22 protein-coding genes are annotated in these 20,509 nt (G+C 62.2%); 13 read left to right on the plus strand and 9 right to left on the minus strand.

Annotation, left to right across the window (positions count from 1 at the left end):
- Window positions 1-3: 3 nt before the first annotated feature.
- The gene (gene minD, locus RMO57_RS08640) at window positions 4-819 is read left to right on the plus strand and encodes a septum site-determining protein MinD (RefSeq protein WP_310385790.1); all 816 of its coding nucleotides are present in this window, start codon (window positions 4-6) and stop codon (window positions 817-819) included.
- A 10-nt stretch (window positions 820-829) separates the two neighbouring features.
- Window positions 830-1,087 (plus strand): cell division topological specificity factor MinE, encoded by a 258-nt coding sequence (gene minE / locus RMO57_RS08645; protein ID WP_310385791.1) that lies wholly within the window; start codon window positions 830-832, stop codon window positions 1,085-1,087.
- 3 nt (window positions 1,088-1,090) lie between these two features.
- Here the strand turns inward: minE and RMO57_RS08650 are convergent, their stop codons facing one another.
- The 3 genes from RMO57_RS08650 to RMO57_RS08660 all read right to left on the minus strand — a co-directional run bounded on the left by RMO57_RS08650 (window position 1,091) and on the right by RMO57_RS08660 (window position 2,384).
- Window positions 1,091-1,351: a VF530 family protein gene (locus RMO57_RS08650; protein ID WP_310385792.1), complete on the minus strand. Its 261-nt coding sequence runs from the start codon at window positions 1,349-1,351 to the stop codon at window positions 1,091-1,093.
- Window positions 1,348-1,938, minus strand: a complete 591-nt coding sequence (locus tag RMO57_RS08655; RefSeq protein ID WP_310385793.1) for a 1-acyl-sn-glycerol-3-phosphate acyltransferase — start codon at window positions 1,936-1,938, stop codon at window positions 1,348-1,350. Before RMO57_RS08655 ends, RMO57_RS08650 begins: the two co-directional genes overlap by 4 nt.
- A gap of 170 nt (window positions 1,939-2,108) precedes the next feature.
- Window positions 2,109-2,384 carry a 2Fe-2S iron-sulfur cluster-binding protein gene (locus tag RMO57_RS08660; protein ID WP_310385794.1) on the minus strand — a complete coding sequence of 92 codons (276 nt, stop codon included), beginning with the start codon at window positions 2,382-2,384 and terminating at the stop codon, window positions 2,109-2,111.
- 84 nt (window positions 2,385-2,468) lie between these two features.
- Between RMO57_RS08660 and RMO57_RS08665 the strand changes: the two genes are divergently transcribed.
- The 4 genes from RMO57_RS08665 (at window position 2,469) to RMO57_RS08680 (ending at window position 6,263) form a co-directional block, all read left to right on the plus strand.
- Window positions 2,469-4,355, plus strand: a complete 1,887-nt coding sequence (locus RMO57_RS08665; protein WP_310385795.1) for a M3 family metallopeptidase — start codon at window positions 2,469-2,471, stop codon at window positions 4,353-4,355.
- Window positions 4,352-4,858 carry a M48 family metallopeptidase gene (locus tag RMO57_RS08670; RefSeq protein ID WP_310385796.1) on the plus strand — a complete coding sequence of 169 codons (507 nt, stop codon included), beginning with the start codon at window positions 4,352-4,354 and terminating at the stop codon, window positions 4,856-4,858. The genes RMO57_RS08665 and RMO57_RS08670 overlap by 4 nt, the downstream gene beginning before the upstream one ends.
- Window positions 4,859-4,953: 95 nt before the next feature.
- Window positions 4,954-5,883: a tRNA dihydrouridine synthase gene (locus RMO57_RS08675; protein WP_310385797.1), complete on the plus strand. Its 930-nt coding sequence runs from the start codon at window positions 4,954-4,956 to the stop codon at window positions 5,881-5,883.
- The gene (locus RMO57_RS08680; protein WP_310385798.1) at window positions 5,880-6,263 is read left to right on the plus strand and encodes a translation initiation factor Sui1; all 384 of its coding nucleotides are present in this window, start codon (window positions 5,880-5,882) and stop codon (window positions 6,261-6,263) included. The genes RMO57_RS08675 and RMO57_RS08680 overlap by 4 nt, the downstream gene beginning before the upstream one ends.
- A gap of 50 nt (window positions 6,264-6,313) precedes the next feature.
- Here RMO57_RS08680 and ptuB read toward each other — a convergent pair whose 3' ends face one another.
- A complete protein-coding gene (ptuB, locus tag RMO57_RS08685) occupies window positions 6,314-6,952 on the minus strand; it encodes a retron Ec78 anti-phage system effector HNH endonuclease PtuB (protein ID WP_310385799.1) in 639 nt (212 codons plus the stop codon).
- Window positions 6,945-8,369, minus strand: coding sequence for an AAA family ATPase (locus RMO57_RS08690; protein ID WP_310385800.1), 1,425 nt, complete (start codon window positions 8,367-8,369; stop codon window positions 6,945-6,947). Before RMO57_RS08690 ends, ptuB begins: the two co-directional genes overlap by 8 nt.
- A gap of 264 nt (window positions 8,370-8,633) precedes the next feature.
- Between RMO57_RS08690 and dbpA the strand changes: the two genes are divergently transcribed.
- Together dbpA and RMO57_RS08700 are read left to right on the plus strand one after the other, a co-directional pair.
- A complete protein-coding gene (dbpA, locus tag RMO57_RS08695) occupies window positions 8,634-10,058 on the plus strand; it encodes an ATP-dependent RNA helicase DbpA (RefSeq protein WP_310385801.1) in 1,425 nt (474 codons plus the stop codon).
- Between the two features lie 177 nt (window positions 10,059-10,235).
- Entirely contained in the window at window positions 10,236-10,487 is a 252-nt protein-coding gene (locus RMO57_RS08700) for a hypothetical protein (RefSeq protein WP_414896394.1), read from the plus strand.
- An 11-nt stretch (window positions 10,488-10,498) separates the two neighbouring features.
- Here the strand turns inward: RMO57_RS08700 and RMO57_RS08705 are convergent, their stop codons facing one another.
- The 4 genes from RMO57_RS08705 to RMO57_RS08720 form a co-directional block, all read right to left on the minus strand.
- Window positions 10,499-12,286, minus strand: a complete 1,788-nt coding sequence (locus tag RMO57_RS08705) for a glutamine--tRNA ligase/YqeY domain fusion protein (protein ID WP_310385802.1) — start codon at window positions 12,284-12,286, stop codon at window positions 10,499-10,501.
- A gap of 63 nt (window positions 12,287-12,349) precedes the next feature.
- Window positions 12,350-13,162 carry a LytTR family DNA-binding domain-containing protein gene (locus RMO57_RS08710; protein ID WP_310385803.1) on the minus strand — a complete coding sequence of 271 codons (813 nt, stop codon included), beginning with the start codon at window positions 13,160-13,162 and terminating at the stop codon, window positions 12,350-12,352.
- Complete coding sequence (locus RMO57_RS08715) at window positions 13,159-14,265, minus strand: sensor histidine kinase (RefSeq protein ID WP_310385804.1); 1,107 nt, start codon at window positions 14,263-14,265, stop codon at window positions 13,159-13,161. Before RMO57_RS08715 ends, RMO57_RS08710 begins: the two co-directional genes overlap by 4 nt.
- 135 nt (window positions 14,266-14,400) lie before the next feature.
- Entirely contained in the window at window positions 14,401-15,984 is a 1,584-nt protein-coding gene (locus RMO57_RS08720) for a helicase HerA-like domain-containing protein (protein WP_310385805.1), read from the minus strand.
- Window positions 15,985-16,186: 202 nt separating this feature from the next.
- On the opposite strand from RMO57_RS08720, the gene RMO57_RS08725 reads away from it, so the two are divergent.
- From RMO57_RS08725 to rsfS, 5 genes are read left to right on the plus strand one after another with little or no spacing between them, the layout of a single operon-like run.
- Window positions 16,187-16,912, plus strand: a complete 726-nt coding sequence (locus tag RMO57_RS08725; protein WP_310385806.1) for a YebC/PmpR family DNA-binding transcriptional regulator — start codon at window positions 16,187-16,189, stop codon at window positions 16,910-16,912.
- Between the two features lie 19 nt (window positions 16,913-16,931).
- The gene (gene purD / locus RMO57_RS08730) at window positions 16,932-18,212 is read left to right on the plus strand and encodes a phosphoribosylamine--glycine ligase (RefSeq protein ID WP_310385807.1); all 1,281 of its coding nucleotides are present in this window, start codon (window positions 16,932-16,934) and stop codon (window positions 18,210-18,212) included.
- Window positions 18,209-19,144, plus strand: a complete 936-nt coding sequence (gene hemF / locus RMO57_RS08735) for an oxygen-dependent coproporphyrinogen oxidase (RefSeq protein ID WP_310385808.1) — start codon at window positions 18,209-18,211, stop codon at window positions 19,142-19,144. Before purD ends, hemF begins: the two co-directional genes overlap by 4 nt.
- On the plus strand, window positions 19,135-19,749 hold the full coding sequence (gene nadD, locus RMO57_RS08740; protein ID WP_310385809.1) for a nicotinate-nucleotide adenylyltransferase: 615 nt from the start codon (window positions 19,135-19,137) through the stop codon (window positions 19,747-19,749). The genes hemF and nadD overlap by 10 nt, the downstream gene beginning before the upstream one ends.
- Before the next feature lie 7 nt (window positions 19,750-19,756).
- On the plus strand, window positions 19,757-20,503 hold the full coding sequence (gene rsfS, locus RMO57_RS08745) for a ribosome silencing factor (RefSeq protein WP_310385810.1): 747 nt from the start codon (window positions 19,757-19,759) through the stop codon (window positions 20,501-20,503).
- The last annotated feature ends 6 nt before the right edge of the window (window positions 20,504-20,509 follow it).

Raw genomic sequence — 20,509 nt, forward strand, 5'->3', positions numbered from 1 at the left:
TCGATGACAAAAATCGTCGTGGTGACTTCGGGCAAGGGCGGCGTGGGCAAAACCACCACCAGTGCCAGCTTCGCAACCGGCCTGGCCTTGCGCGGCCACAAAACCTGCGTGATCGACTTTGACGTCGGCCTGCGCAATCTGGACCTGATCATGGGTTGCGAGCGCCGTGTGGTCTATGACCTGATCAACGTCATCAATGACGAGATCAAGCTCAGCCAGGCGCTCATCAAGGACAAGCAGTTGGACAAGCTGTTCATCCTGGCCGCCTCGCAGACGCGCGACAAAGATGCGCTGTCGGTCGAGGGCGTGGAGCGGGTGCTGGAGGAGCTTAAAGCCATGGACTTCGAGTTCATCATCTGCGACTCGCCGGCCGGGATTGAGACCGGCGCCTTGATGGCCATGCATTTCGCCGATGAGGCCATCGTCGTGACCAACCCCGAGGTCTCGTCGGTGCGTGACTCCGACCGCATCCTGGGCATGCTCAATAGCAAGACCCGCCGCGCCATCGAGGGCAAGGAGCCCATCAAGGAGCATCTGCTGATCACCCGCTACAACCCGAGCCGGGTCGAGGGCGGCCATATGCTGTCGCTGGAGGATATTCACGAGATCCTGCGTACGCCGCTGATCGGTGTGATCCCGGAGTCCGAGATCGTGCTGCAGGCGTCCAACCAGGGCTCGCCGGCCATCCATATGCAGGGCAGCGATGTGTCCGAGGCCTACAAGGACGTGGTGCGCCGCTTCCTGGGCGAGGAGCGTCCAATGCGCTTTATCGAGGCGATCAAGCCGAGCTTGTTCAAGCGCCTGTTCGGCGGCAAGTGAGGAGGTTGAGATGGGATTTCTGAAATATTTTCTCGGTGAGAAAAAGACCACCGCCAATGTCGCCAAAGAGCGGCTGCAGCTGATCCTGGCGCATGAGCGCAATGGCCGCACCGCCAGCCCCGACTACCTGCCGCAGCTGAAGAACGAGCTGCTGCTGGTGATCTCCAAATACATGAAGATCGACCCGGAAGACATCAAGGTCAGCCTTGAGCATCAGGGTGATCTGGATGTGCTGGAGCTGAAGATCGAGTTGCCGGACGGGCGCTGATCGTCAACCGGGCAGACTGCGCGTTTGCCCACGAGATTTCTCGCGCAGCATGAACAAGTACAAGCTCTCCACCTTGGCGCGTGCCCAGGGTGTCTTGCGCAGAAACTTCAGGCTGGAGGCGACGCTGGGGTCGATCACAAAGGAGCGGATCTCGATCCGCTGGCCCAGCTCCTCCCAGCCGAAATAGTCGACCAGGGCGGTCACGATCGCTTCCAGCGTGAGGCCGTGCAGCGGGTCTTTGGATTTGCTAGTTTGTTCGGTCATTGATGGTCGAACTGCTGCCAGTTCTTGCCCTTGAATTGTGCGTAGTAGGCCTTGATGCGGACCATATCGGCGTCGATGTCGCCGGTCGGCACGAATACCGGCCCCAGGCCGCTGAGCTTGCGCGGGTAGTCCATATAAGCCATCACGATGGGCACCTGTGCGGAGTGGGCGATCCAGTAGAAGCCGGTCTTCCAGTAGCGCGTCTTGCTGCGCGTGCCCTCGGGCGGCACGATCAATTGGACCGGGAAGTCGGCAGCCTGCAGCGCCGCGGCCGAGGCAGCAACCAGATTGCTGGCCTGCTCCCGGTCCACCGAGATACCGCCCAGCCAGCGCATCAGGCCGCCAAAAGGCCAGCTGAAAATCTGGCTCTTGCCCATCCAGTACGGCGTCAGCCGCAAAGCAAAGGCCACCATCAGGGTGTAGGGGAGATCCCAGTTGCTGGTGTGCGGTGCGGCGATCAAGACAAACTTGGTCTGACCCGGTGGCAGGCTGCCGTCAATCGTCCAGCCCTTGAGCTTCAGAAAGGCCAGCGAGGCGGCGCGCAGCAGGCTGTTGACGCCGGGCGTGGTGAAAATAGTTCGGTGCATGGGGCGAGCCTGTTGACAAGCGGGCCAGCGAGTCTGACCCATCCCGGATTATCCCGTGCCCGCTGACGGTGCCAGGCCGGCGCTGCCCACTTTGGAGGCAATTCAATAAAGATTGATTTTTTTCAAGCACTTGGCGCAGGCGTACGCAGGCTGTGGGCGCAGCGCCCCAATCACGGGCGCTGCAAGAGCAGATCGCTGCGCGCCTGTGCGACGCAAGGCAAGATCCAACCGTCGGCCTTTTCTTCGGCGCTGAGGCCCGGCCATTCGATCAAATAGCTTATTTCGCCCTGCAGCAATTTGCAGCGGCAAGCCCGGCAAGTGCCGTTGCGGCAAGAACTGAGCAGGCCGCCATTGCCTGCCAATGAAGCGCGCAGCAGGGTCAGCTCTGGCGTGGCCCAGAAGCGGGTCGACTCGCCCGCCAGCGTGATTTGAAAACGTTTCGCCATGGCGGGCATCATCTCAGAACCGTCGGGCCAAGCCTGCAGGCGCTATGCTCTCGGCCCTTGCAGACTCCACAAGAGCTCGATTCCATGCAGCCATCCGCACGCGCCTTCTTTGATCAACTGAACCTTGCCTACAACGCGGTCCACAAGACCAAAGAGGATCTGTTCTGGGCCACCTATATGGCGACCAGCGACGACCAGGCCGGCTTTGCCGAGGCCGAGGGCGCCTACAAGGACTTCATCTCCGACCCGGCCAAGCTGAGCGCCACGCGCGCGCACATAGCCGCCTTGCAGGCCTTGCCGGCGGCCGAACAAGACGTAGCAGTTCTTCATGGTCTGAAGGGCTGGCTGGCGCTGTTCGAGGCCAATATCATCGACAACGACGCCGCCCGCGCCCTGATGGGCGAGATCATTCAGGCCGAGGCGGCGCTATTCGCTGCCAAGCGCGAGCTGCAGCCTACCCATATCAGCCAACGTGGTGAGCCAGAAGTTGCCTCGCTGTCGATGCTGGCCATCAATCTGGCCACCAATCCGGTCGAGGTCAGGCGCCGCAGCTCGTTTGCGGCCTTTCAAGAGATCGAGCATTGGGTTTTGGCGAATGGCTTTTTGGAGCTGGTCAAGTTGCGCAACCGCTTCGCGCGCGCGCTCGGCTTCGACAACTATTTCGAGCTGAAGCTGCGCAAGAACGAGCGCATGACGCCGGCGCAGCTGACCGCCATCCTGGACGACTTCATAGCCCGCACCGACGGCGCGCATGCGCGCACGCTGAGCCGTTTGCAAATCAGCCACGGCGCCGAAGCACTGGCGCCCTGGAATCTGCGTTTCTATTCCAGCGGCGATGTGGTGCGCCGACTCGACGAATACATGCCGTTCGGGCCGGCCTTGCGGCGCTGGATCGAGTCGTTCCGCCGCCTGGGCATTCAGTACCGCGGCGCCACCCTGCAGCTGGACCTGCTGGAGCGCAAGGGCAAGTACCAGAACGGCTTTTGCCACGGCCCCATCCCCAGCTATGTGAATGCGCAAGGGGCATGGGTGCCGGGCCAGATCAACTTCACTGCCGAGGCCAAGCCCGACCAGCTGGGCAGCGGTCTGCGCGCGATCAACACCTTGTTCCACGAGGGCGGCCACGCCGCGCATTTCGCCAATGTGACTCAGAACTCGCCCTGCTTTTCGCAGGAGTTCGCGCCGACCTCGATGGCCTATGCCGAGACGCAGTCAATGTTCTGCGACAGCCTGCTCGGCGACGCCGATTGGCTCAAACGTTATGCCAAAAACGCAGCCGGCGAGACCATCCCCGATCAGCTGATCCACGACCGCATCGCCAGCAGCCAGCCGATGCGCGCCTTTGACGAGCGCGCTATCGCCGTCGTGCCCTACTTCGAGGCGGCGCTGTATCAGCTGAGCGACGAGCAGCTGAGCGCCGAGGCGGTGTTGGCGCTGGCGCGGGCAACCGAGCTGCGGGTTCTGGGCGTGGCCAGCCCGCGGCCGATGCTGGCGATCCCGCATTTGCTGAACCAGGAGTCGGCGGCCAGCTATCAGGGCTATTTGCTCGCTCATATGGCGGTCTATCAAACCCGTGCTTTTTTCTTGCGCGAGCACGGGTTTTTGACCGATAACGTGGCCATCGGCCCACTGCTGGCCGAGCATTACTGGCAGCCGGGCAATAGCATCGACCATGATGCGACGCTGCGCAGCCTGACCGGCGAGGGTTTTTCGGCCCGCTATCTGGCCGAGGCCTGCAATCAGTCGGTCGATTCTTGCTGGGCCGAGGCGCAAGCCAGCCTGGCGGCCGCTGCAAGCAGAAGTTATGAGCAAGAGGGGCCGGCGGCGCTGGACGCGCAGATCCGCATCGTTCACGGCGCCGAGCTGCTGGCCGACAGCAGCGCCGGCGAAGACGCGATGTGCGCGCGCTTCGAGGCCTGGGTCAGCGAGCATTACCCCGAATCCCCGTCAGCGGCGGCGCAGCCTCAGTGACGCAGCTGAAGTACTTAGGCGGTTACCCGGCCGAGACGCTGCAACAGGTGCAGGCCTTGATCGACGCCGGGCGGCTCGGTGAGCTGCTGGCCAAGCGCTACCCGCTGGGCCACGCCGTGCGCAGCGACAAGGCCTTGTTCGACTACACGCAGGACTTGAAGCTGCGCTTTTTGCGCAATGCCGAGCCGCTCTCCAAGGTCTGTTTTGATGGCAAGCTGAAGGTCATCCAGCACGCTTTAGGCACGCATACGCGGGCCTCGCGCGTGCAGGGCAGCAAACTCAAGACCAAGCGCGAGATCCGCATCGCTGGCCTGTTCAAGGAGGCGCCGGCCGAGTTCCTGAAAATGATCGTCGTGCACGAGCTGGCGCATCTGAAGGAGCTGGATCACAACAAGGCCTTTTATCAGCTCTGTCAGCATATGGAGCCCAGCTACGGGCAGCTGGAGTTTGATCTGCGCTTGTATTTGACCCAGCAAGATTTGTTGGCCGAGGTGGCGGCGTGATGGGGTCGAGCGCCGGGCCGCCCCAAGCCGACCCGCATCCCCTCGGGGGATCGCCCGCCGTACCCGGTGGGCGAGGGGGCATCCTTCTGGCTCCGATGGAGGGCTTGCTCGACCACATGCTGCGCGATGTGCTGACGCGCGTCGGCGGCATTGACCGCTGCGTGTCCGAATTCATCCGCATCACCGACCGCTTGATGCCTAACCGCGTCTTCACCCGCATCGTGCCCGAGCTGCTGAACGGCGGGCTGACGCCGGCCGGCGTGCCGGTGCGCGCGCAATTGCTGGGGTCTGACCCCGTCTGTATGGCCGAGAACGCGGCCAAGTTGGCGGCGCTCAAGCCGGCCGGTATTGACCTGAATTTTGGTTGCCCGGCCAAGAGCGTCAATCGGCACCGGGGCGGCGCAGTGCTGTTGGATGAGCCCGAGTTGATTCTGCAAATCGTCGGCGCGGTGAAGCGCGCGATGCCCGTCGGCATGCCGCTGTCGGCCAAGATGCGGCTGGGCTATATGGACGATTCGCGCACGCTGGAATGCGCGCAGGCGATGGTGGCCGGCGGTGCCGAGGAGCTGGTGATTCATGCCCGCACCAAGGCCGACGGCTACAAGCCTCCCGCCTACTGGGACCGCATCAACGCGGTGCGGACAATGGTGGCGGTGCCGGTCGTGGCCAACGGCGAGGTCTGGAACGCCGCCGATGCGCAGGCCTGTTTGGATCAGTCCGGCTGCACGGCCCTGATGCTGGGCCGCGGCATGGTCGCCAATCCGGGCCTGGCGCTGGCGATCTGCGCGCCCGGCACGGCCGCTTTGAGCTGGCAAGCCATGCTGCCGCTGATGCAGCTGTTCTGGGGCCAGGTGATGATTCACATGCCGGCCAAGCACCAAGCCGGCCGGCTCAAACAGTGGTTGCACTATTTGCGCCGGCATTACCCGCAGGCCGAGGAGGCTTATCTGCGGGTGCGCACGATTAACTCGCCACTTGAGCTGCATCTGCAGCTGTTTGGCAGACCCGCGGAGGCCATGCCATGAAACCCACTAAAACCTTGTCGGGCCTGGGCGCGCTCAGCGGCCTGGTCTATTCCACCGAGACAGGGCGCACTTGCCCGGAATGCCGCCAGGCCAAGGCCGACTGCCGCTGTGGCCGGCCGGTCCCGCCTAAGGGCGACGGCGTCGTGCGGGTGTCGCGCGAGACCAAGGGTCGGGCCGGCAAGGGCGTCACCTTGGTCAAGGGCGTGCAATTGGACGAGGCCGGCTTGGTCGCGCTGGGCAAGGTCTTGAAGACCGCCTGCGGCTCCGGCGGCACGGTCAAGGACGGCGTGATCGAGGTGCAGGGCGACCATTGCGAGCGGGTGGTCGAGCTGCTGAAGAAGACGCAGCCGGGCTGGACGATCAAGCGGGCGGGGGGCTGAGGACGGTTCAAAACGAGAGTCGCCCGGAGAAATTGCCCGACACAGGCTGGTCAGCGGCCTGGACTTTGCGGCGTCATCATGTGCTTGATAGCAGTGGAGAACGGTAGTTGGGCTGTAGCCTGGAGTTCCTCTTGCAGCAGCGGCAGCCACTCGTCCTCGCTGAACTGATGTGACAGCTCGGCAAAGTACTCGGCGGTTTGTTTGTAGCCTACGAGTTCTGTGAATCGAATTTGCCTCAATGGCCCGTTGAGATTGAACAGACGAATAGTTTCAGCGGCACGGTGGTCGCTTTTGTCTGAGAGGCCATTTTTTGGGCTAACCGTGCCATCTGGCGAGAATAGAAGATAGTCCTCAGGGTCTTCCTCGTCTGGTTTTATCAGGTCGGCTGGCGCATATGGTTCAGCACAATCTTTGTGCCTGCCACAACTACAACTTCGGTTGCAGGAGCCAAATAGGTTTGACCAAACAAAAGTGACAGTGGGGTCGCGTCCCTTCTGGCGGAAGTGCTCGATGTGCCTGCGGTCTGGAGCAATCCGCGCTTCGCAGTATGCGCAACGGTCACCTTGCATCGCTAGCAGTTCGTCCCAGATCGAGTTTTTGTCGAATTGACTCACCTCTGACCAATTGTTCAACCCATGGCGATATCCGCGTAGGCAAGTCGGCGGTTCGCCTCGATGCAGCTTATGCATTCGGCGATTCACCAATGGATAGCGGAAGTTTTTGTTTGAATACTTGCAGTCGAATCATTCGGGCGCAATCTCGAATGACGGGATGTTCGGCGCCGAAATGGGCATCGAGTTTGGCCCTCAAAGCCCGACCTTCTTCGCTTTCATGTAGATTTTGCTGAATAAGCGCGTGATAGCTGGAAAGCTTGCGTGCCTCTGGAACATCAGGAACAGGATCGACTCCCATAATTTGAGCGAGGAGGTCCGCGCTTGAGACTCCGCGTGTTTGGATCTGAATCGGTTCAACGACTGTGGTCGTATGGTGCGATTCAGGGTCTGTGAACTGTCGCAGCTTCCGGATGCAGGCAGCGTCGACGCTGGTCAATACCTGTGGGCTGTGGGTGGTGACGATGAACTGCAGTTCCGGAAAGGCGGTCGTTAGGCACTGCATTACGACTTGTTGCCATTCTGGATGTAGGTGCAGTTCGACTTCGTCGATCAGCACAATGCCGGCGGTTTCCTTGGCAGCCCTATTACCCTTGTGTGGATTCAGTTTGGTAGCGCGAAAAGCGATGTCGGCAACCATGGCAATCATATTGCGAATGCCATCACTAAGCAGGGAAACAGGCAGTTCCCCATGCAATTCATGGTGTGCCACAAGTTCTTCACGGGCAAGTGAATAGGAAAGTTCGCCCCAGCCCGCAGGCGCAAGGCAGGTGTTGACGGCCTCAGCTACCGATTCAAGGTAATGGTCGAACTCTGTGGGCTCAAAGCGGCGACCGGTTTTGCTGGCTTCTAACTGCCCCTTGAATGCGTTGGTGCTCCAGTACCGAAACCAGGCCTCGAAGATTTTGTAACTGGAACCCGGATCTAGGCAGTCGGTATACCCAATCGTTCTAGAAGTTCGTGGTAGCTTGCCCTCCATCAGTTTCTTTTGTTGCCACAAGCGACTTGTGCCGTAGTAGGCCAGCAAGGGCAGCATGACGTCGGTTCCAGGCGTTCTAACTGCAACTTGCTGGCGTTTGCCGAAGTCGATCAGCTCCTTTGCATCTTTGATGGTGGTCTTTGCCTTGGTCGGGCCAGCTAGGCTGCGCCTCCATGTGGCATTGGAGGGTACTTCACCGAGTAGCTCAAGCAAAGTGCCGGGTATGTGCCCAGTGGCCTCTAAGCGAATACCTTTGGGTGCGAATTCCATTTCATTGCTGGCAGTATCCCGGACTGCGGTAAGTCGAATGTCGCTTGGCTTAAAGCTTTTCCCGATACTTTCATCAAACGCACCGACATACGGGCCGAAAGCGACTGCAATGGCGTCCAGAATCGATGTCTTGCCAGCTCCATTCGATGCGACGAGAACGGTTACCCGTGCGTGGAAGTCGAGATCAATTGCTTCAAAACAGCGATAGTCTCGCAGCCTTAATTTTTGTATGTTCAGGTTCGGCATAGGTTTTGTTGCTCGGTTTATATTCGCGTGCAATTTCAAATCTTATCTATTCGGCAGTAGAAGTGGACCTGTTTTACTTCGGCGAGCAGAGCATTCGTAATTGGAGACACGAATTGGTCAGGGTCCAGTTAGTGAAGGATCTTACGTGCATGACGTGAGAGGTGGAGATAGCAAACCGGCGAACGATGGCATGCGTCGGAGTCCTCGAAGGGCAGCGGAGGTGCCGCGGCAGTTCATTGCGCTGCAGCCTGGGATAATCAAGCCATGAACGCACCCCTGAACGACAAGCAATCCTTCGCTCAACTCCCCTTGAGCGCCGCCATGCAGGCCAATCTGGCCCAGCTCGGCTACACGCAAATGACCCCGATCCAGGCCGCCAGCCTGCCGCTGGCCCTGGCCGGCCAGGATCTGATCGCCCAAGCCCAGACCGGCAGCGGCAAGACCGCCGCCTTCGCGCTGGCCCTGCTGCACAAGCTCGACGCCGCCCGCTTTGACGTGCAGGCCCTGGTGCTGTGCCCGACCCGCGAGCTGGCCGATCAGGTGACGCAAGAGATCCGCCGGCTGGCGCGCGCCGCCGACAACATCAAGATCCTGACCCTCTGCGGCGGCTCGCCGATGAAGCCGCAAATGGACAGCTTGGGCTTTGGCTGCCATATCGCCGTTGGCACGCCGGGGCGGGTGATGGACCATCTGGAGCGCGGCAGCCTGAATCTGAGCGCGCTGAACACCCTGGTGCTGGATGAAGCCGACCGCATGCTGGATATGGGTTTCTTTGACGATATCGTCACCGTCGCCAAGCAAGCACCGAAGAAACGCCAAACCCTGCTGTTCTCGGCCACCTACCCCGAAGGCATCGCCAAGCTGAGCGCCCAGTTCATGCGCGAGCCCAAAGAAGTCAAGCTGAGCGCGTCGGCCGTGCAGGCGCCGACCAGCATTCGTCAGCTGGCCTTTGAGGTTAGGGAAGACGAGCGCCTGCATGCGGTGTCGCTGCTCTTGAACCATTTCCGCCCGGCCAGCACGATCGCGTTTTGCAATACCAAGGCGCAATGCCGGGATCTGGTCGAGGTCCTCTCGGGTCAAGGCTTTGTCGCGATGGCCTTGCATGGCGACCTGGAGCAGCGCGACCGGGATCAGGTCTTGATCCAGTTCGCCAACCGCAGCTGCTCGGTGCTGGTGGCCACCGATGTGGCCGCGCGCGGTCTGGATATTGCGCAGCTGGAATGTGTGATCAATGTCGAGGTGACGCCCGATATGGAGGTGCATACCCACCGCATCGGCCGCACCGGCCGGGCCGGCGCCGACGGCCTGGCCTTGAGCTTGGCCAGCCTGGACGAGATGGGCCGCATCGGCCGCATCGAGCAGATGCAGGGCTATGCCTTTGTCTGGCAGCAGCTGGACACGCTGATCCCGGCGCCCGGCAATGTGATGCAGCCGCCGATGGATACGCTGCAGATCCTGGGTGGGCGCAAGGAAAAAATCCGCCCCGGGGACATCTTGGGCGCCTTGACCGGCGAGGCCGGTTTCAAGTTCGAGCAGGTCGGCAAGATCAACATCACCGAGTTTCACAGCTATGTGGCGGTGGAGCGCAGCATCGCCCGCGAGGCCGTCAAAAGGTTGTCGGACGGCAAAATCAAGGGGCGCAAGGCCAAGGTGCGCCGTATGGCCGATCTGGCCGATTTAAGCGATTGATCTCGCCAAGGAGCCACCAGGTTTTCGTGACAAATTGGTGTCAGCGAAAGTCCTAGTCCACCGCAAGTGTTCATCCGACGTTATTTTGAGACGTATGCACATGGTCTTCCCCTCAGAAGGGGTCTAGTCTTCAGACAGGCAGAACTAGATCATGGTGACAGCTCAGGAGTAAACAAGATGGACACCCAATTTATGCAAAGCAGTAGCAGGCAAAACCCACCCGCACCCATGCCGCCGGACACCGAGCAGTTCGAGTTGCGTTTCCAATCGCTGTTCCACAGCGGCAAGGCCTTGGCCTTCCCCTGCGATGCACAGGGCGATGTATTGATGGACGTGCTCAGCGCCAGGGCGCTGGATAACTATCTGTTCGCCCGCGCCGTGGTCGGCCATGAATACGCGAACCCGGTCGTGCTGGTTCGCGAGGACTGAAGTTTTTTTGCCTACTTTGACCAGCCGTCCTTCAGCCCGGTGATCTTGTTGAAGACCGGCCTGTCGGTTTGGTGGTCAATGCGGTCGGCAACGAAATAGCCGTGCCGCTCGAATTGAAAGTTATCACCGGCCGCCACTTGCGCCAATGAGGGCTCCAAAAAGGCCGTGATCACGCGACGGCTCTGCGGATTGATGAAGCTCAAGAAGTCACCGTCCCCACTGTCTGGCTGCTCTACCGTGAACAAACGGTCATACAGCCGCACCTCGGCCTCAATCGCCTCATGCACGCTGACCCAGGTGATGGCACTCTTGACCTTGACCGCGTCGGCGCCCGGCGTGCCGCTCTTGGTGTCCGGCACCACGCTGGCCAGCACGGCGGTGATGTTGCCGCTGGCATCTTTCTCGCAGCCGGTGCACTCGATCACATAGCCGTATTTCAGCCTGGTCTTGTTGCCGGGGTAGAGGCGGTGATAGCCCTTCACCGGCACTTCCATGAAGTCGCCGGCCTCGATCCAGACCTCGTGGCCAAGACCGAATTCGCGCTGTCCCAGTTCCGGCAATTGCGGATGGGCCGGCGCGCTGCTGGTTTCAATATGCGCGTCGCTGCCGAACAGCTCAGCCCAGTTCGTCAACTTCAATTTAAGCGGATCCAGCACCGCGCAGGCGCGTGCCGCCTTGCCCTCCAGATCGGCGCGCAGGCAGCCGTCCAGCACCGAGTAATCGAGCCAGGCATTGCTTTTGGTCACGCCGGTGGCCTCGACCATATTGCGGATGCTGGCCGGCGTGTAGCCGCGCCGGCGCATGCCCACCAGAGTCGGTAGGCGCGGATCATCCCAGCCGTCCACATGGCCCTCGTCGACCAGTTGGCGCAGCTTGCGCTTGGAGGTGACGACATAAGTCAGGTTGAGGCGGCCGAATTCGTATTGTTTGGGCAGCGGATGGGCCAGCAAACCACCGTCGGCCAGATGGCCCAGCAGCCAGTCGTAGAACGGCCGCTGGTCTTCGAATTCGAGCGTGCACAGGCTGTGCGTGATGCGCTCCAGCGCGTCCTCGATCGGATGGGCGAAGGTGTACATCGGGTAGATGCACCAGGTGTCGCCGGTGTTGTGGTGGGTGGCGCGGCGGATGCGGTAGAGCGCCGGGTCGCGCAGATTGATGTTCGGCGCTGCCATATCGATCTTGGCGCGCAGCACCATCGCGCCGTCCGCGTGCTTGCCGTCGCGCATTTCTTGCAAGCGCAGCAAGTTGTCGGCCGGGCTGCGGCTGCGGAACGGGCTGTCGACGCCGGGGCGGCCGAAGTCACCGCGACTGAAGCGCATCTCCTCGGGCGTCTGCTCGTCCACATAGGCCAGGCCGGCCGTCACCAGATACTCGGCGGCGCGGTACATGAAGTCGAAATAGTTGCTGGCGAAGAACAGGTGGGATGTGCCGCCGGCGTTCCAATCCCAGCCCAACCAAGCGACCATCTCCTGGATCGCGTCGACATACTCCTGCTCTTCTTTTTCGGGGTTGGTGTCGTCGAAGCGCAGATGGCAGATGCCGGCGTAGTCACGCGCCAGGCCGAAGTTCAGGCAGATGCTCTTGGCGTGGCCGATATGCAGGTAGCCGTTCGGCTCAGGCGGAAAACGGGTGCGGATCCGCGCTGCATCCAGCGGGCCGGCGGCGTGATGGGCGGCGTCGCCAGGTGTGCCGGCGAAATGACGCTCAGGCTGCCCAGCCAGTGCCAAGTCGCGCTCGATGATGCTGCGCAGGAAGTTGTTGCTGAGGGCGGGCTTGGTGTCGGCAGTCGGATCGGACATCGGGTAGGGGCAGGGCAGCAGGGCTGCGCCGTCAAAGTGGCGGGTTTGCGCCGATTTTATCGGCTACATGCCCTTGAACAAATGCGTGTACATGCGGCTGACCGTCAGCCGGTCTTTGCTGCCGTGCAAGTAGAGTGTTAGTTTGCCGGATTCATCGCGCACTGCGCGATCAATCGCGTCGCAGCGCACGACCACGCTGCGGTGGACTTGCCAGAAGCGCGCGGCGTCTAGTTGCGGCAGCAACTCGCGCAGCGAGGTGCGCATCAAATGCTCTTTGTTGGGCGTCAGCACGCGCACATACTTGTCGGCCGCCTCGAAATAGAGCACTTCGTCAACCGGCAGCATCTGGATGGCGCTGCCCTGCGCGATTTGCAAGAGGCGCAGCGGTGCTTGAACTGAGGGCGGGGGTAGGGATGTGCCCAGCATCAAGCGCAGTTGCTCGACCGCTTGCGCGATTTTCTCCTCGGCCTTGCCTTCACTTTGACGCAAGGCCAGGGCCGTCTGCAAGCGTAGGCAAGTCTGCGCCAGTCGCTCGGGGCTGACCGGCTTGAGCACATAGTCGACGGCGGCGCGCTCAAACGCTTGCAGCGCGTATTGGTCATAGGCGCTGACGAAAACCAGCAAGGGAAAGGCCTTCTCGTGCGACCAGTCCTCGGCCAGCGCCTGCGCCTGCGCCGCTTCCAGGCCGCTCATGCCCGGCATGCGGATGTCGAGGAAGCAGATGTCGGGCTGCAGGCGCAGCGCGGCGTCCACGGCGGCTTGGCCATGCGGGGCGGTGGCGATGATCTGCAAGTCCGGCCACAGGCGCGCCAGTTCTTGGCGCAGGTTTTCAGCCAGCAGGGGCTCGTCTTCGGCAATCAGGGCTGTGATGTTCATGGCGTCTCGATCGGAATTTCCACCGTTACCAAGGTGCCACTGCCTGCAGCAGGGGCGATGTTCAGCGTGGCGGCGGGGCCGTACTGGGTGGCCAGGCGTTCGCGCACTTGGTGCAGGCCGAAACCACTGCCTGCTTGCGCCTCAGCGCTGCCGGCTTGGCTCAACCCGACACCGCTGTCGCTGACGGTGAGCTGCAGATGCCGGCCGACCCGGCGTGCCGTGACGCGCAGCTCACCGCCCTCAATGGCCGGCTCCAGGCCATGCTTGATGGCGTTCTCGACCAGCGGTTGCAGCAGCAGCGGCGCAATGCTCAGTTCGGCCAGTTCGGCCGGCAGATCCAAGACCGGCCGCAGCCTGGCACCCATGCGAATCTGCATCAAGCCCAGATAGTCATTCAGGCGGGCAAATTCCTCGCGCAGCGGATGGCTGCCGGACCGTGAGGCGTTCAGCGTGGCGCGCAAGAAGGCGATCAGCTGATCCAGCATCGCTTGCGCGCGCGACGGATCCAGGCCGATCAACACGCGCAGATTGGCCAGCGTGTTGAACAACATATGCGGCTCCAGCTGCGACTCCAGCAGGCGCAGCTTGTTCTCGGCGGCAAGGCGCTGGGCGGTCAGCAATTGGGCGTTGGCGCTGGCGATGTGGCTGCGGTTGACGAAATAAAAAGTCACCACCATGCCGGGCAGCAGCGAGATCAGCAAGATGCTGAGCAGGTTGCGCAGATCACCGGAGTGCAAGCTGGGGTTGCGCAGGCCCGAGATCAGGTTGCCGAGCTCATTGCCGATGGCCGCACCCAAGAACGTGCCCAGCACCAGGCTCAAGCTCATCAGCGGCCAGCCCGGCCATTCCAGCGGCGGCTCGGTCTTGGGTCGGCGCTGATTGAGCCAATAGGTCGACCCACAGCTGAGCAGCTGGATCATCGTGGAGCAAGCCGCGCTGATGCAAAAGGTGAAGAGCAGCACGATGCCCCAAGGCTGGCGGAACACCAGTAACTGGATCAGGCTGAATACTGCCGTGATGGCCAAGACGATCGCCAGCTGATTCAGCGCTCGTCTCAACAGGCCGAGTGGCAAGGGTTTGGCTGGGGGCGGATTGGATGTCATGTCAGGGAAATAGGGCCAGCGGTCATGATGGGCTGCGGCAGGCTGTGCGGACAGCGTCCTGCGACCAAATGCAGATTGGCGGCGCCAACGCCGGTGGGTGCGGCGCCAGCGTCACTGGTGCCTTCGGGCCTGCCCTCAGCGTCGCTTGGCTCCGCCGCCCAGCAGGCTGCCCAGCACGCCGCGCACGATTTCGCGCCCGACCGAGCTGCCCATGGTGCGCATCGCCGACTTGGCCGCCGTCTCGGCCAAGCCCGCATGATGGCCGCCGCGCGGGCCGGTTCTACCGAACAGCAGCTCCTTGAGGCCGCCCAGCATGCCGCCGTCGCTGTCGGCAGCCGTGGTTGCGGCGGGCGTCGCCGCAGAGGCCGCGCCGCCCTTGAGCTTCTCGAATGCCGACTCGCGGTCGACCAAGGCTTCATAGACGCCGGCCACCAACGAGTTTTTGATCAAGTCCTGGCGCTGTTCGGGCGTGATCGGCCCGATCTGGCTGCCCGGTGGCAGCACGAAGACGCGCTCGGTCACGCTGGGCCGGCCCTTCTCGTCCAAGAGGCTGACCAGTGCCTCGCCGACGCCCAACTCGGTAATGGCGGTGGCGATATCCAGACCCGGCTTGGCGCGCATGGTATCGGCCGCCGCCTTGACCGCTTTTTGGTCGCGCGGCGTGAAGGCGCGCAACGCGTGCTGGATGCGGTTGCCGAGCTGGCCCAGCACGGCGTCGGGAATATCCAGCGGGTTTTGCGTCACGAAATAGACCCCGACGCCCTTGGAGCGCACCAGGCGCACGACCAGCTCGATGCGTTCGACCAGCGCTTCCGGTGCGTCCTTGAAGAGCAGATGGGCCTCGTCGAAGAAGAACACCAGTTTGGGTTTGTCCAAGTCGCCAACCTCGGGCAGGGTCTCGAACAGCTCGGACAACATCCACAGCAGGAAGCTGGCGTACAGGCGCGGCGCGTTCATCAGCTTGTCGGCGGCCAGCACATTGATGACGCCCAGGCTGGAGGTCGGCGTCGCCGGGCCGCCCCAAGGCGCCGACGCGCCCCCTTGGGGGGCAGGAGCCGCAGGCGACGTGGGGGCCCAAGGTACGGTTTGCATGAAGTCGGCAATGTTCAGCATCGGTTCGCCGAAGAATTTGTCTCCGCCTTGGGCCTCGATCTGCAACAGCCCGCGCTGAATCGCGCCGACGCTGGCGGCCGAGACATTGCCGTACTGGGTGGTGAACTGCGCGGCGTTGTCGCCGACATGCTGCAGCATTGCGCGCAAATCCTTCATGTCGATCAACAAGAGGCCGGCGTCATCGGCGATCTTGAAGACCATCTGCAGCACGCCTTGCTGGGTCTCGTTCAGCGCCAACATGCGGGCCAGCAGCAGCGGGCCCATGTCAGAGATGGTGGCGCGCACCGGGTGGCCTTGCTCGCCGAACACATCCCATAAGGTGGTCGGGCAGGCCAGCGGGGCCGGGGCTTCGATGCCGCGCTCCTTGAGCGTCGCCAAGAGCTTAGGGGAAGGCGCGCCGGCCTGCGAAATGCCGGTCAAGTCGCCCTTCACATCGGCCATGAACACCGGCACGCCGATGCGGCTGAAATTCTCGGCCAGGGTCTGCAGGCTGATGGTCTTGCCGGTGCCGGTGGCACCGGTGATCAGGCCATGCCGATTTGCTAACGCTGGCAGCAGATGGCATTCAATTTGACCGTGGCTGGCCAGCAAAATCGGATCGGACATGAGGGCTCCAGAAAGCAAGGCTAAAGCGCTTTTGCGCTTCAGAGAAGACTCATATCGCGAAGCGATGTGATGTCGGAATTAAAGCGTTTTGCGCTTCAGAGAAGACTCATATCGCGAAGCGATGTGATGTCGGAACTAAAATTGCAGTCTATCCAACTAATGTGGGTCGCAATTTTGACGACCCAGCAGGAGCAAAAGCCACATGGCTGGTCATTCCAAATGGGCCAATATTCAGCATCGCAAAGGCCGCCAAGACGAAAAGCGCGGCAAGATCTGGACTCGCATCATCCGTGAAATCACCGTCGCCGCGCGCCTGGGCGGCGGCGACGTCAAAGAAAATCCGCGCCTGCGTTTGGCGGTTGAAAAGGCCCGCGGCGCGAACATGCCGGCCGACCGCATCAAGTACAACGTCGACAAGGCCACCGGCAATCTGGACGGCGTTCATTTCGACGAGATCCGCTATGAGGGCTACGGTATCGGCGGTGCGGCGGTGATCATCGACACGATGACGGACAACAAGGTGCGCACCGTTGCCGAGGTGCGGCATGTGTTCAGCAAATGCGGCGGCAATATGGGCACCGAGGGTGCCGTCGCCTTCCAGTTCAAGCATTGCGGCCAGCTGGTGTTTGCGCCCGGCAGCTCGGAAGACAAGATCATGGACGTGGCGCTGGAGGCCGGTGCCGAGGATGTCATCGCGGGCGACGACGGCGCGGTGGAGGTGCTGACGGCACCGGCCGACTTCGAGGCGGTCAGAGATGCACTCGAGGCCGCCGGCCTGAAGGCCGAGGTGGCCGAGGTGACGATGCGGGCCGAGAATACCGTCGAGTTGAGTGGTGACGACGCGACGCGTATGCAAAAGCTGCTGGACATGCTGGAAGACCTGGACGATGCGCAAGCCGTCTACTGCAACGCCAATATCAACGAATGAGTAAGAAGAAAGTCTGCGCATGAAGGTTTTGGTAATTGGCAACGGCGGCCGCGAACACGCGCTGGCCTGGAAGCTGGCACAAGCTGAGCGGGTCAGCCAGGTCTATGTGGCCCCCGGCAACGGCGGCACCGCGCGGGACCCCCGGCTGACGAATATCGCCATCACCGATGTGAAAGCGTTGGCCGACTTTGCCGTCGAGCAAAAGGTGGTGCTGACCGTGGTCGGCCCGGAGGCCTATCTCGCCGCCGGTGTCGTCGACGAGTTCCGCGCCCGTGGTCTGCGTATTTTTGGGCCCACCAAGGCCGCCGCGCAGCTGGAGTCGTCGAAGGCCTTTGCCAAAGACTTCATGAAGCGCCACAACATCCCTACGGCTGCTTACGAGGTCTTCAGCGATGTGGCATCAGCGCATGCTTATGCCGAAGCCCAAGGCGCTCCGATCGTCATCAAGGCCGACGGCCTGGCCGCCGGCAAGGGCGTGGTCGTGGCGATGAGTTTGGCCGAGGCGCATGAGGCGATCGACTGGATTCTGGAAGACAACAAGCTCGGCGTCGTGCACAACGAAGGCGGCGCGCGGGTCGTGATCGAGCAATTCCTGCAAGGTGAAGAAGCCAGCTTCATCGTCCTGTGTGACGGCAAGAACGTCGTTTCGCTGGCCACCAGCCAGGACCACAAACGCCTCAAAGACGGCGACGAAGGCCCGAACACGGGCGGCATGGGTGCGTATTCGCCGGCCCCGGTCGTCACGCCCAATGTGCATGCCAAGGCGATGCACGAGATCATCATGCCGACCATCCAGGGCATGGCGCGCGACGGCATCCCCTTCACCGGCTTTCTCTATGCCGGACTGATGATTGACGCGGCCGGCCAGCCCCACACGGTCGAGTTCAACACCCGCATGGGTGATCCCGAAACGCAACCCATCATGATGCGGCTGAAAAGCGATCTGCTCGAAGTGCTGCTGCACGCCACCGACGGCACGCTCGACCAGGTCGAGTTGCAGTGGGATCGGCGCGTCGCACTCGGCGTGGTGATGGCCGCCGGGGGCTACCCACTCAGCCCCCGCAAAGGTGACGCGATCAGCGGCTTGCCGACCGACGCGGAGGATCATATGGTCTTCCACGCCGGCACCGCTGAAGTAGCAGGGCAGCTGCAGACCTCGGGCGGGCGCGTGCTGTGCGTGACGGCCTTGGGTGAGTCGGTGCGCAAGGCGCAGGCGCTGGCCTATGAGAGCCTAGTCAATATCCAGTTCGAAGGCAAGCAGTACCGCCAGGACATTGGCTATCGGGCGGTGAAGCGTTGAACACGCAACGCGTACGTGACTATCTGCTTGATCTGCAGGCGCGCATCGTCGCGGCCTTGCAGGCGGCCGACGGCGGCGAATTCCTCAGCGACGGCTGGACCCGCGAGCCGGGTAGCCGCCTGGAGGGCGACGGCCTGTCGCGCCTGATCGAGGGTGGCGCGGTGTTCGAGCGCGGCGGCGTCAATTTTTCCCATGTGCGGGGTCGGGTCTTGCCACCCTCGGCGACACAGCATCGCCCCGAGTTGGCCGGTGCGCCGTTTGAGGCGATGGGTGTGTCCTTGGTGATGCATCCGCACAACCCCTTTGTGCCGACGGTGCACATGAATGTGCGCATGTTCGCGGCCTTCCCAGTCGATGCAGAACCCGTCGTGTGGTTTGGCGGCGGCATGGACCTGACGCCGTACTACGGCTTCGAGCGCGACGCGCAGCATTTCCACCGTACGTGTGAGGCGGCGCTGCTGCCGCATGGCGACGCGCTCTATGGCCGCTTCAAGCCCTGGTGCGATGAGTATTTCTATCTGAAGCACCGCGACGAGCCGCGCGGCATCGGCGGGATCTTTTTTGACGATTACTCGGAAGGCGGTTTCGAGGCCGCGTTTGCAATGCTGCGCTCGGTCGGCGATGCGTTTGTGCCGGCCTATCTGCCGATAGTCGAGCGCCGCCATGGCCTGGCCTATACCGAGCGCGAACGTGACTTCCAAGCCTATCGGCGCGGACGTTACGTCGAGTTCAATCTGGTGTTTGACCGTGGCACCCTTTTTGGCCTGCAATCGGGCGGCCGCACCGAGGCGATTCTGATGTCGATGCCGCCCATCGTAAAATGGCGCTATCAGTGGGCACCGGAGCCCGGCACGCAAGAGGCCAAGCTGTACAGCGATTTTCTGCGGCCACGCGATTGGGCGCATGAAGCAGCCACCCATCTATGGCTGTAGCAGGGCGGCGCACCGGCTTGTTCGGTGGCAGTTTTGATCCTCCTCATCTGGGACATTTGAGCCTGGCGCATTGCGCCTTGACTCAGCTGGGATTGGACCAATTGCTGTGGATGCCGGCCGGCAGGCCTTGGCAAAAAACCGGCCGAGGTTTGGCCGCACCCTTGCACCGGCGCGCCATGGCCGAGTTGATGGTGGCGGGCGAGCCGAGGTTTGCGCTTGACGACAGCGAGCTGGAACGCGATGGGGCCAGCTACACCATCGACACCGTGCGGGCACGCTTGGCTGCACACCCGGATGAGCAATTGTTCCTGGTGATAGGCCAGGATCAGTTCGAGCGCTTTCACACCTGGCGCGACTGGCGTGAGCTGCTCGGCCTGGTCACGCTGGCGGTTGCGGCCCGTGCGGGTCAAGAAGTTCAGGGTTCGGGCGAAGTCGGGGAAGCCCTTCAAGCCGAGTCCAACAAAATGCGGAAACTGGCGATGCCGGCGATGCAGGTTTCATCCACCCAAGTGCGCGAGCTGGCCTCGCGCAACGAGGATATCCGCCCCTTGGTGGGCGACGCGGTGGCGGGGTATATTGCCCAACACCGTCTTTACTGTGAGTAGGTACTGCATGGACATTCGTAAACTGCAACGCGCCATCGTCGATGGTTTGGAAGATGTGAAGGCCCAGAACATTCTGGTCTTCAACACCGAGCACCTGACCCCGCTGTTCGAGCGCGTGATCATCGCGTCCGGCACCAGCAACCGTCAGACCAAGGCCCTAGCTTCGGCCGTGCGGGTCACGGTCAAGGAGCGCGGCATGGATGTGTTGCGCTGCGAGGGCGAGGAAAACGGCGAATGGATCATCGTTGACTGCGGCGCCGCCGTCGTGCACGTGATGCAGCCCGCCATTCGCGACTACTACCACCTCGAAGAGTTGTGGGGCGAGAAGCCGGTCAAGATGACGCTGGGCGATGGCAAGACCCGCTTGGTCAAGGCCTCGGAAGAAGAGGACGAGGACGCACCCAAGAAGCCCGCCAAGAAGACAGCGGCCAAGAAGACGGTTGCGGCTTCCTTGCCGGGCAAGCCGGGCGTGGGCAAAAAGGTCGCCGCCAAGGCCGCCGCCGACAAGCCTGCCGTCAAGAAGCCAGCCGCCAAGAAGCCGGTGGATCGCTCGTCTACCAGCAGCCGCGAGGTCGATCACAAGACACCCGCCACCAGCACCTTGAAGGTCGGCGCCGCCAAACCAGCGGTGAAGAAGGCCGCCGTCAAGAAGGCCGCCGTCACCAAGACCGTCGGCGTCAAGCGAGCCGCAACTAAGCCTGCGGTGAAGGCCGCGGTCAAGAAGGCCGCCAGCAAGAAGAGCAGCGACGCCTGATCTGCT

The sequence above is a fragment of the Roseateles sp. genome, assembly GCF_031397715.1.
In the GTDB taxonomy this organism is placed as follows: domain Bacteria; phylum Pseudomonadota; class Gammaproteobacteria; order Burkholderiales; family Burkholderiaceae_C; genus Paucibacter_A.

What these genes read in the sequence shown, in the direction of transcription:
- minD (WP_310385790.1), top strand. Translation starts at nt 4, where the DNA reads ATGACAAAAATCGTCGTGGTGACTTCGGGCAAGGGCGGCGTGGGCAAA.
- minE (WP_310385791.1), top strand. Translation starts at nt 830, where the DNA reads ATGGGATTTCTGAAATATTTTCTCGGTGAGAAAAAGACCACCGCCAAT.
- RMO57_RS08650 (WP_310385792.1), bottom strand. Translation starts at nt 1,351, where the DNA reads ATGACCGAACAAACTAGCAAATCCAAAGACCCGCTGCACGGCCTCACG.
- RMO57_RS08655 (WP_310385793.1), bottom strand. Translation starts at nt 1,938, where the DNA reads ATGCACCGAACTATTTTCACCACGCCCGGCGTCAACAGCCTGCTGCGC.
- RMO57_RS08660 (WP_310385794.1), bottom strand. Translation starts at nt 2,384, where the DNA reads ATGGCGAAACGTTTTCAAATCACGCTGGCGGGCGAGTCGACCCGCTTC.
- RMO57_RS08665 (WP_310385795.1), top strand. Translation starts at nt 2,469, where the DNA reads ATGCAGCCATCCGCACGCGCCTTCTTTGATCAACTGAACCTTGCCTAC.
- RMO57_RS08675 (WP_310385797.1), top strand. Translation starts at nt 4,954, where the DNA reads ATGGAGGGCTTGCTCGACCACATGCTGCGCGATGTGCTGACGCGCGTC.
- RMO57_RS08680 (WP_310385798.1), top strand. Translation starts at nt 5,880, where the DNA reads ATGAAACCCACTAAAACCTTGTCGGGCCTGGGCGCGCTCAGCGGCCTG.
- ptuB (WP_310385799.1), bottom strand. Translation starts at nt 6,952, where the DNA reads ATGCATAAGCTGCATCGAGGCGAACCGCCGACTTGCCTACGCGGATAT.
- RMO57_RS08690 (WP_310385800.1), bottom strand. Translation starts at nt 8,369, where the DNA reads ATGCCGAACCTGAACATACAAAAATTAAGGCTGCGAGACTATCGCTGT.
- dbpA (WP_310385801.1), top strand. Translation starts at nt 8,634, where the DNA reads ATGAACGCACCCCTGAACGACAAGCAATCCTTCGCTCAACTCCCCTTG.
- RMO57_RS08700 (WP_414896394.1), top strand. Translation starts at nt 10,236, where the DNA reads ATGGACACCCAATTTATGCAAAGCAGTAGCAGGCAAAACCCACCCGCA.
- RMO57_RS08705 (WP_310385802.1), bottom strand. Translation starts at nt 12,286, where the DNA reads ATGTCCGATCCGACTGCCGACACCAAGCCCGCCCTCAGCAACAACTTC.
- RMO57_RS08710 (WP_310385803.1), bottom strand. Translation starts at nt 13,162, where the DNA reads ATGAACATCACAGCCCTGATTGCCGAAGACGAGCCCCTGCTGGCTGAA.
- RMO57_RS08715 (WP_310385804.1), bottom strand. Translation starts at nt 14,265, where the DNA reads ATGACATCCAATCCGCCCCCAGCCAAACCCTTGCCACTCGGCCTGTTG.
- RMO57_RS08720 (WP_310385805.1), bottom strand. Translation starts at nt 15,984, where the DNA reads ATGTCCGATCCGATTTTGCTGGCCAGCCACGGTCAAATTGAATGCCAT.
- RMO57_RS08725 (WP_310385806.1), top strand. Translation starts at nt 16,187, where the DNA reads ATGGCTGGTCATTCCAAATGGGCCAATATTCAGCATCGCAAAGGCCGC.
- purD (WP_310385807.1), top strand. Translation starts at nt 16,932, where the DNA reads ATGAAGGTTTTGGTAATTGGCAACGGCGGCCGCGAACACGCGCTGGCC.
- nadD (WP_310385809.1), top strand. Translation starts at nt 19,135, where the DNA reads ATGGCTGTAGCAGGGCGGCGCACCGGCTTGTTCGGTGGCAGTTTTGAT.
- rsfS (WP_310385810.1), top strand. Translation starts at nt 19,757, where the DNA reads ATGGACATTCGTAAACTGCAACGCGCCATCGTCGATGGTTTGGAAGAT.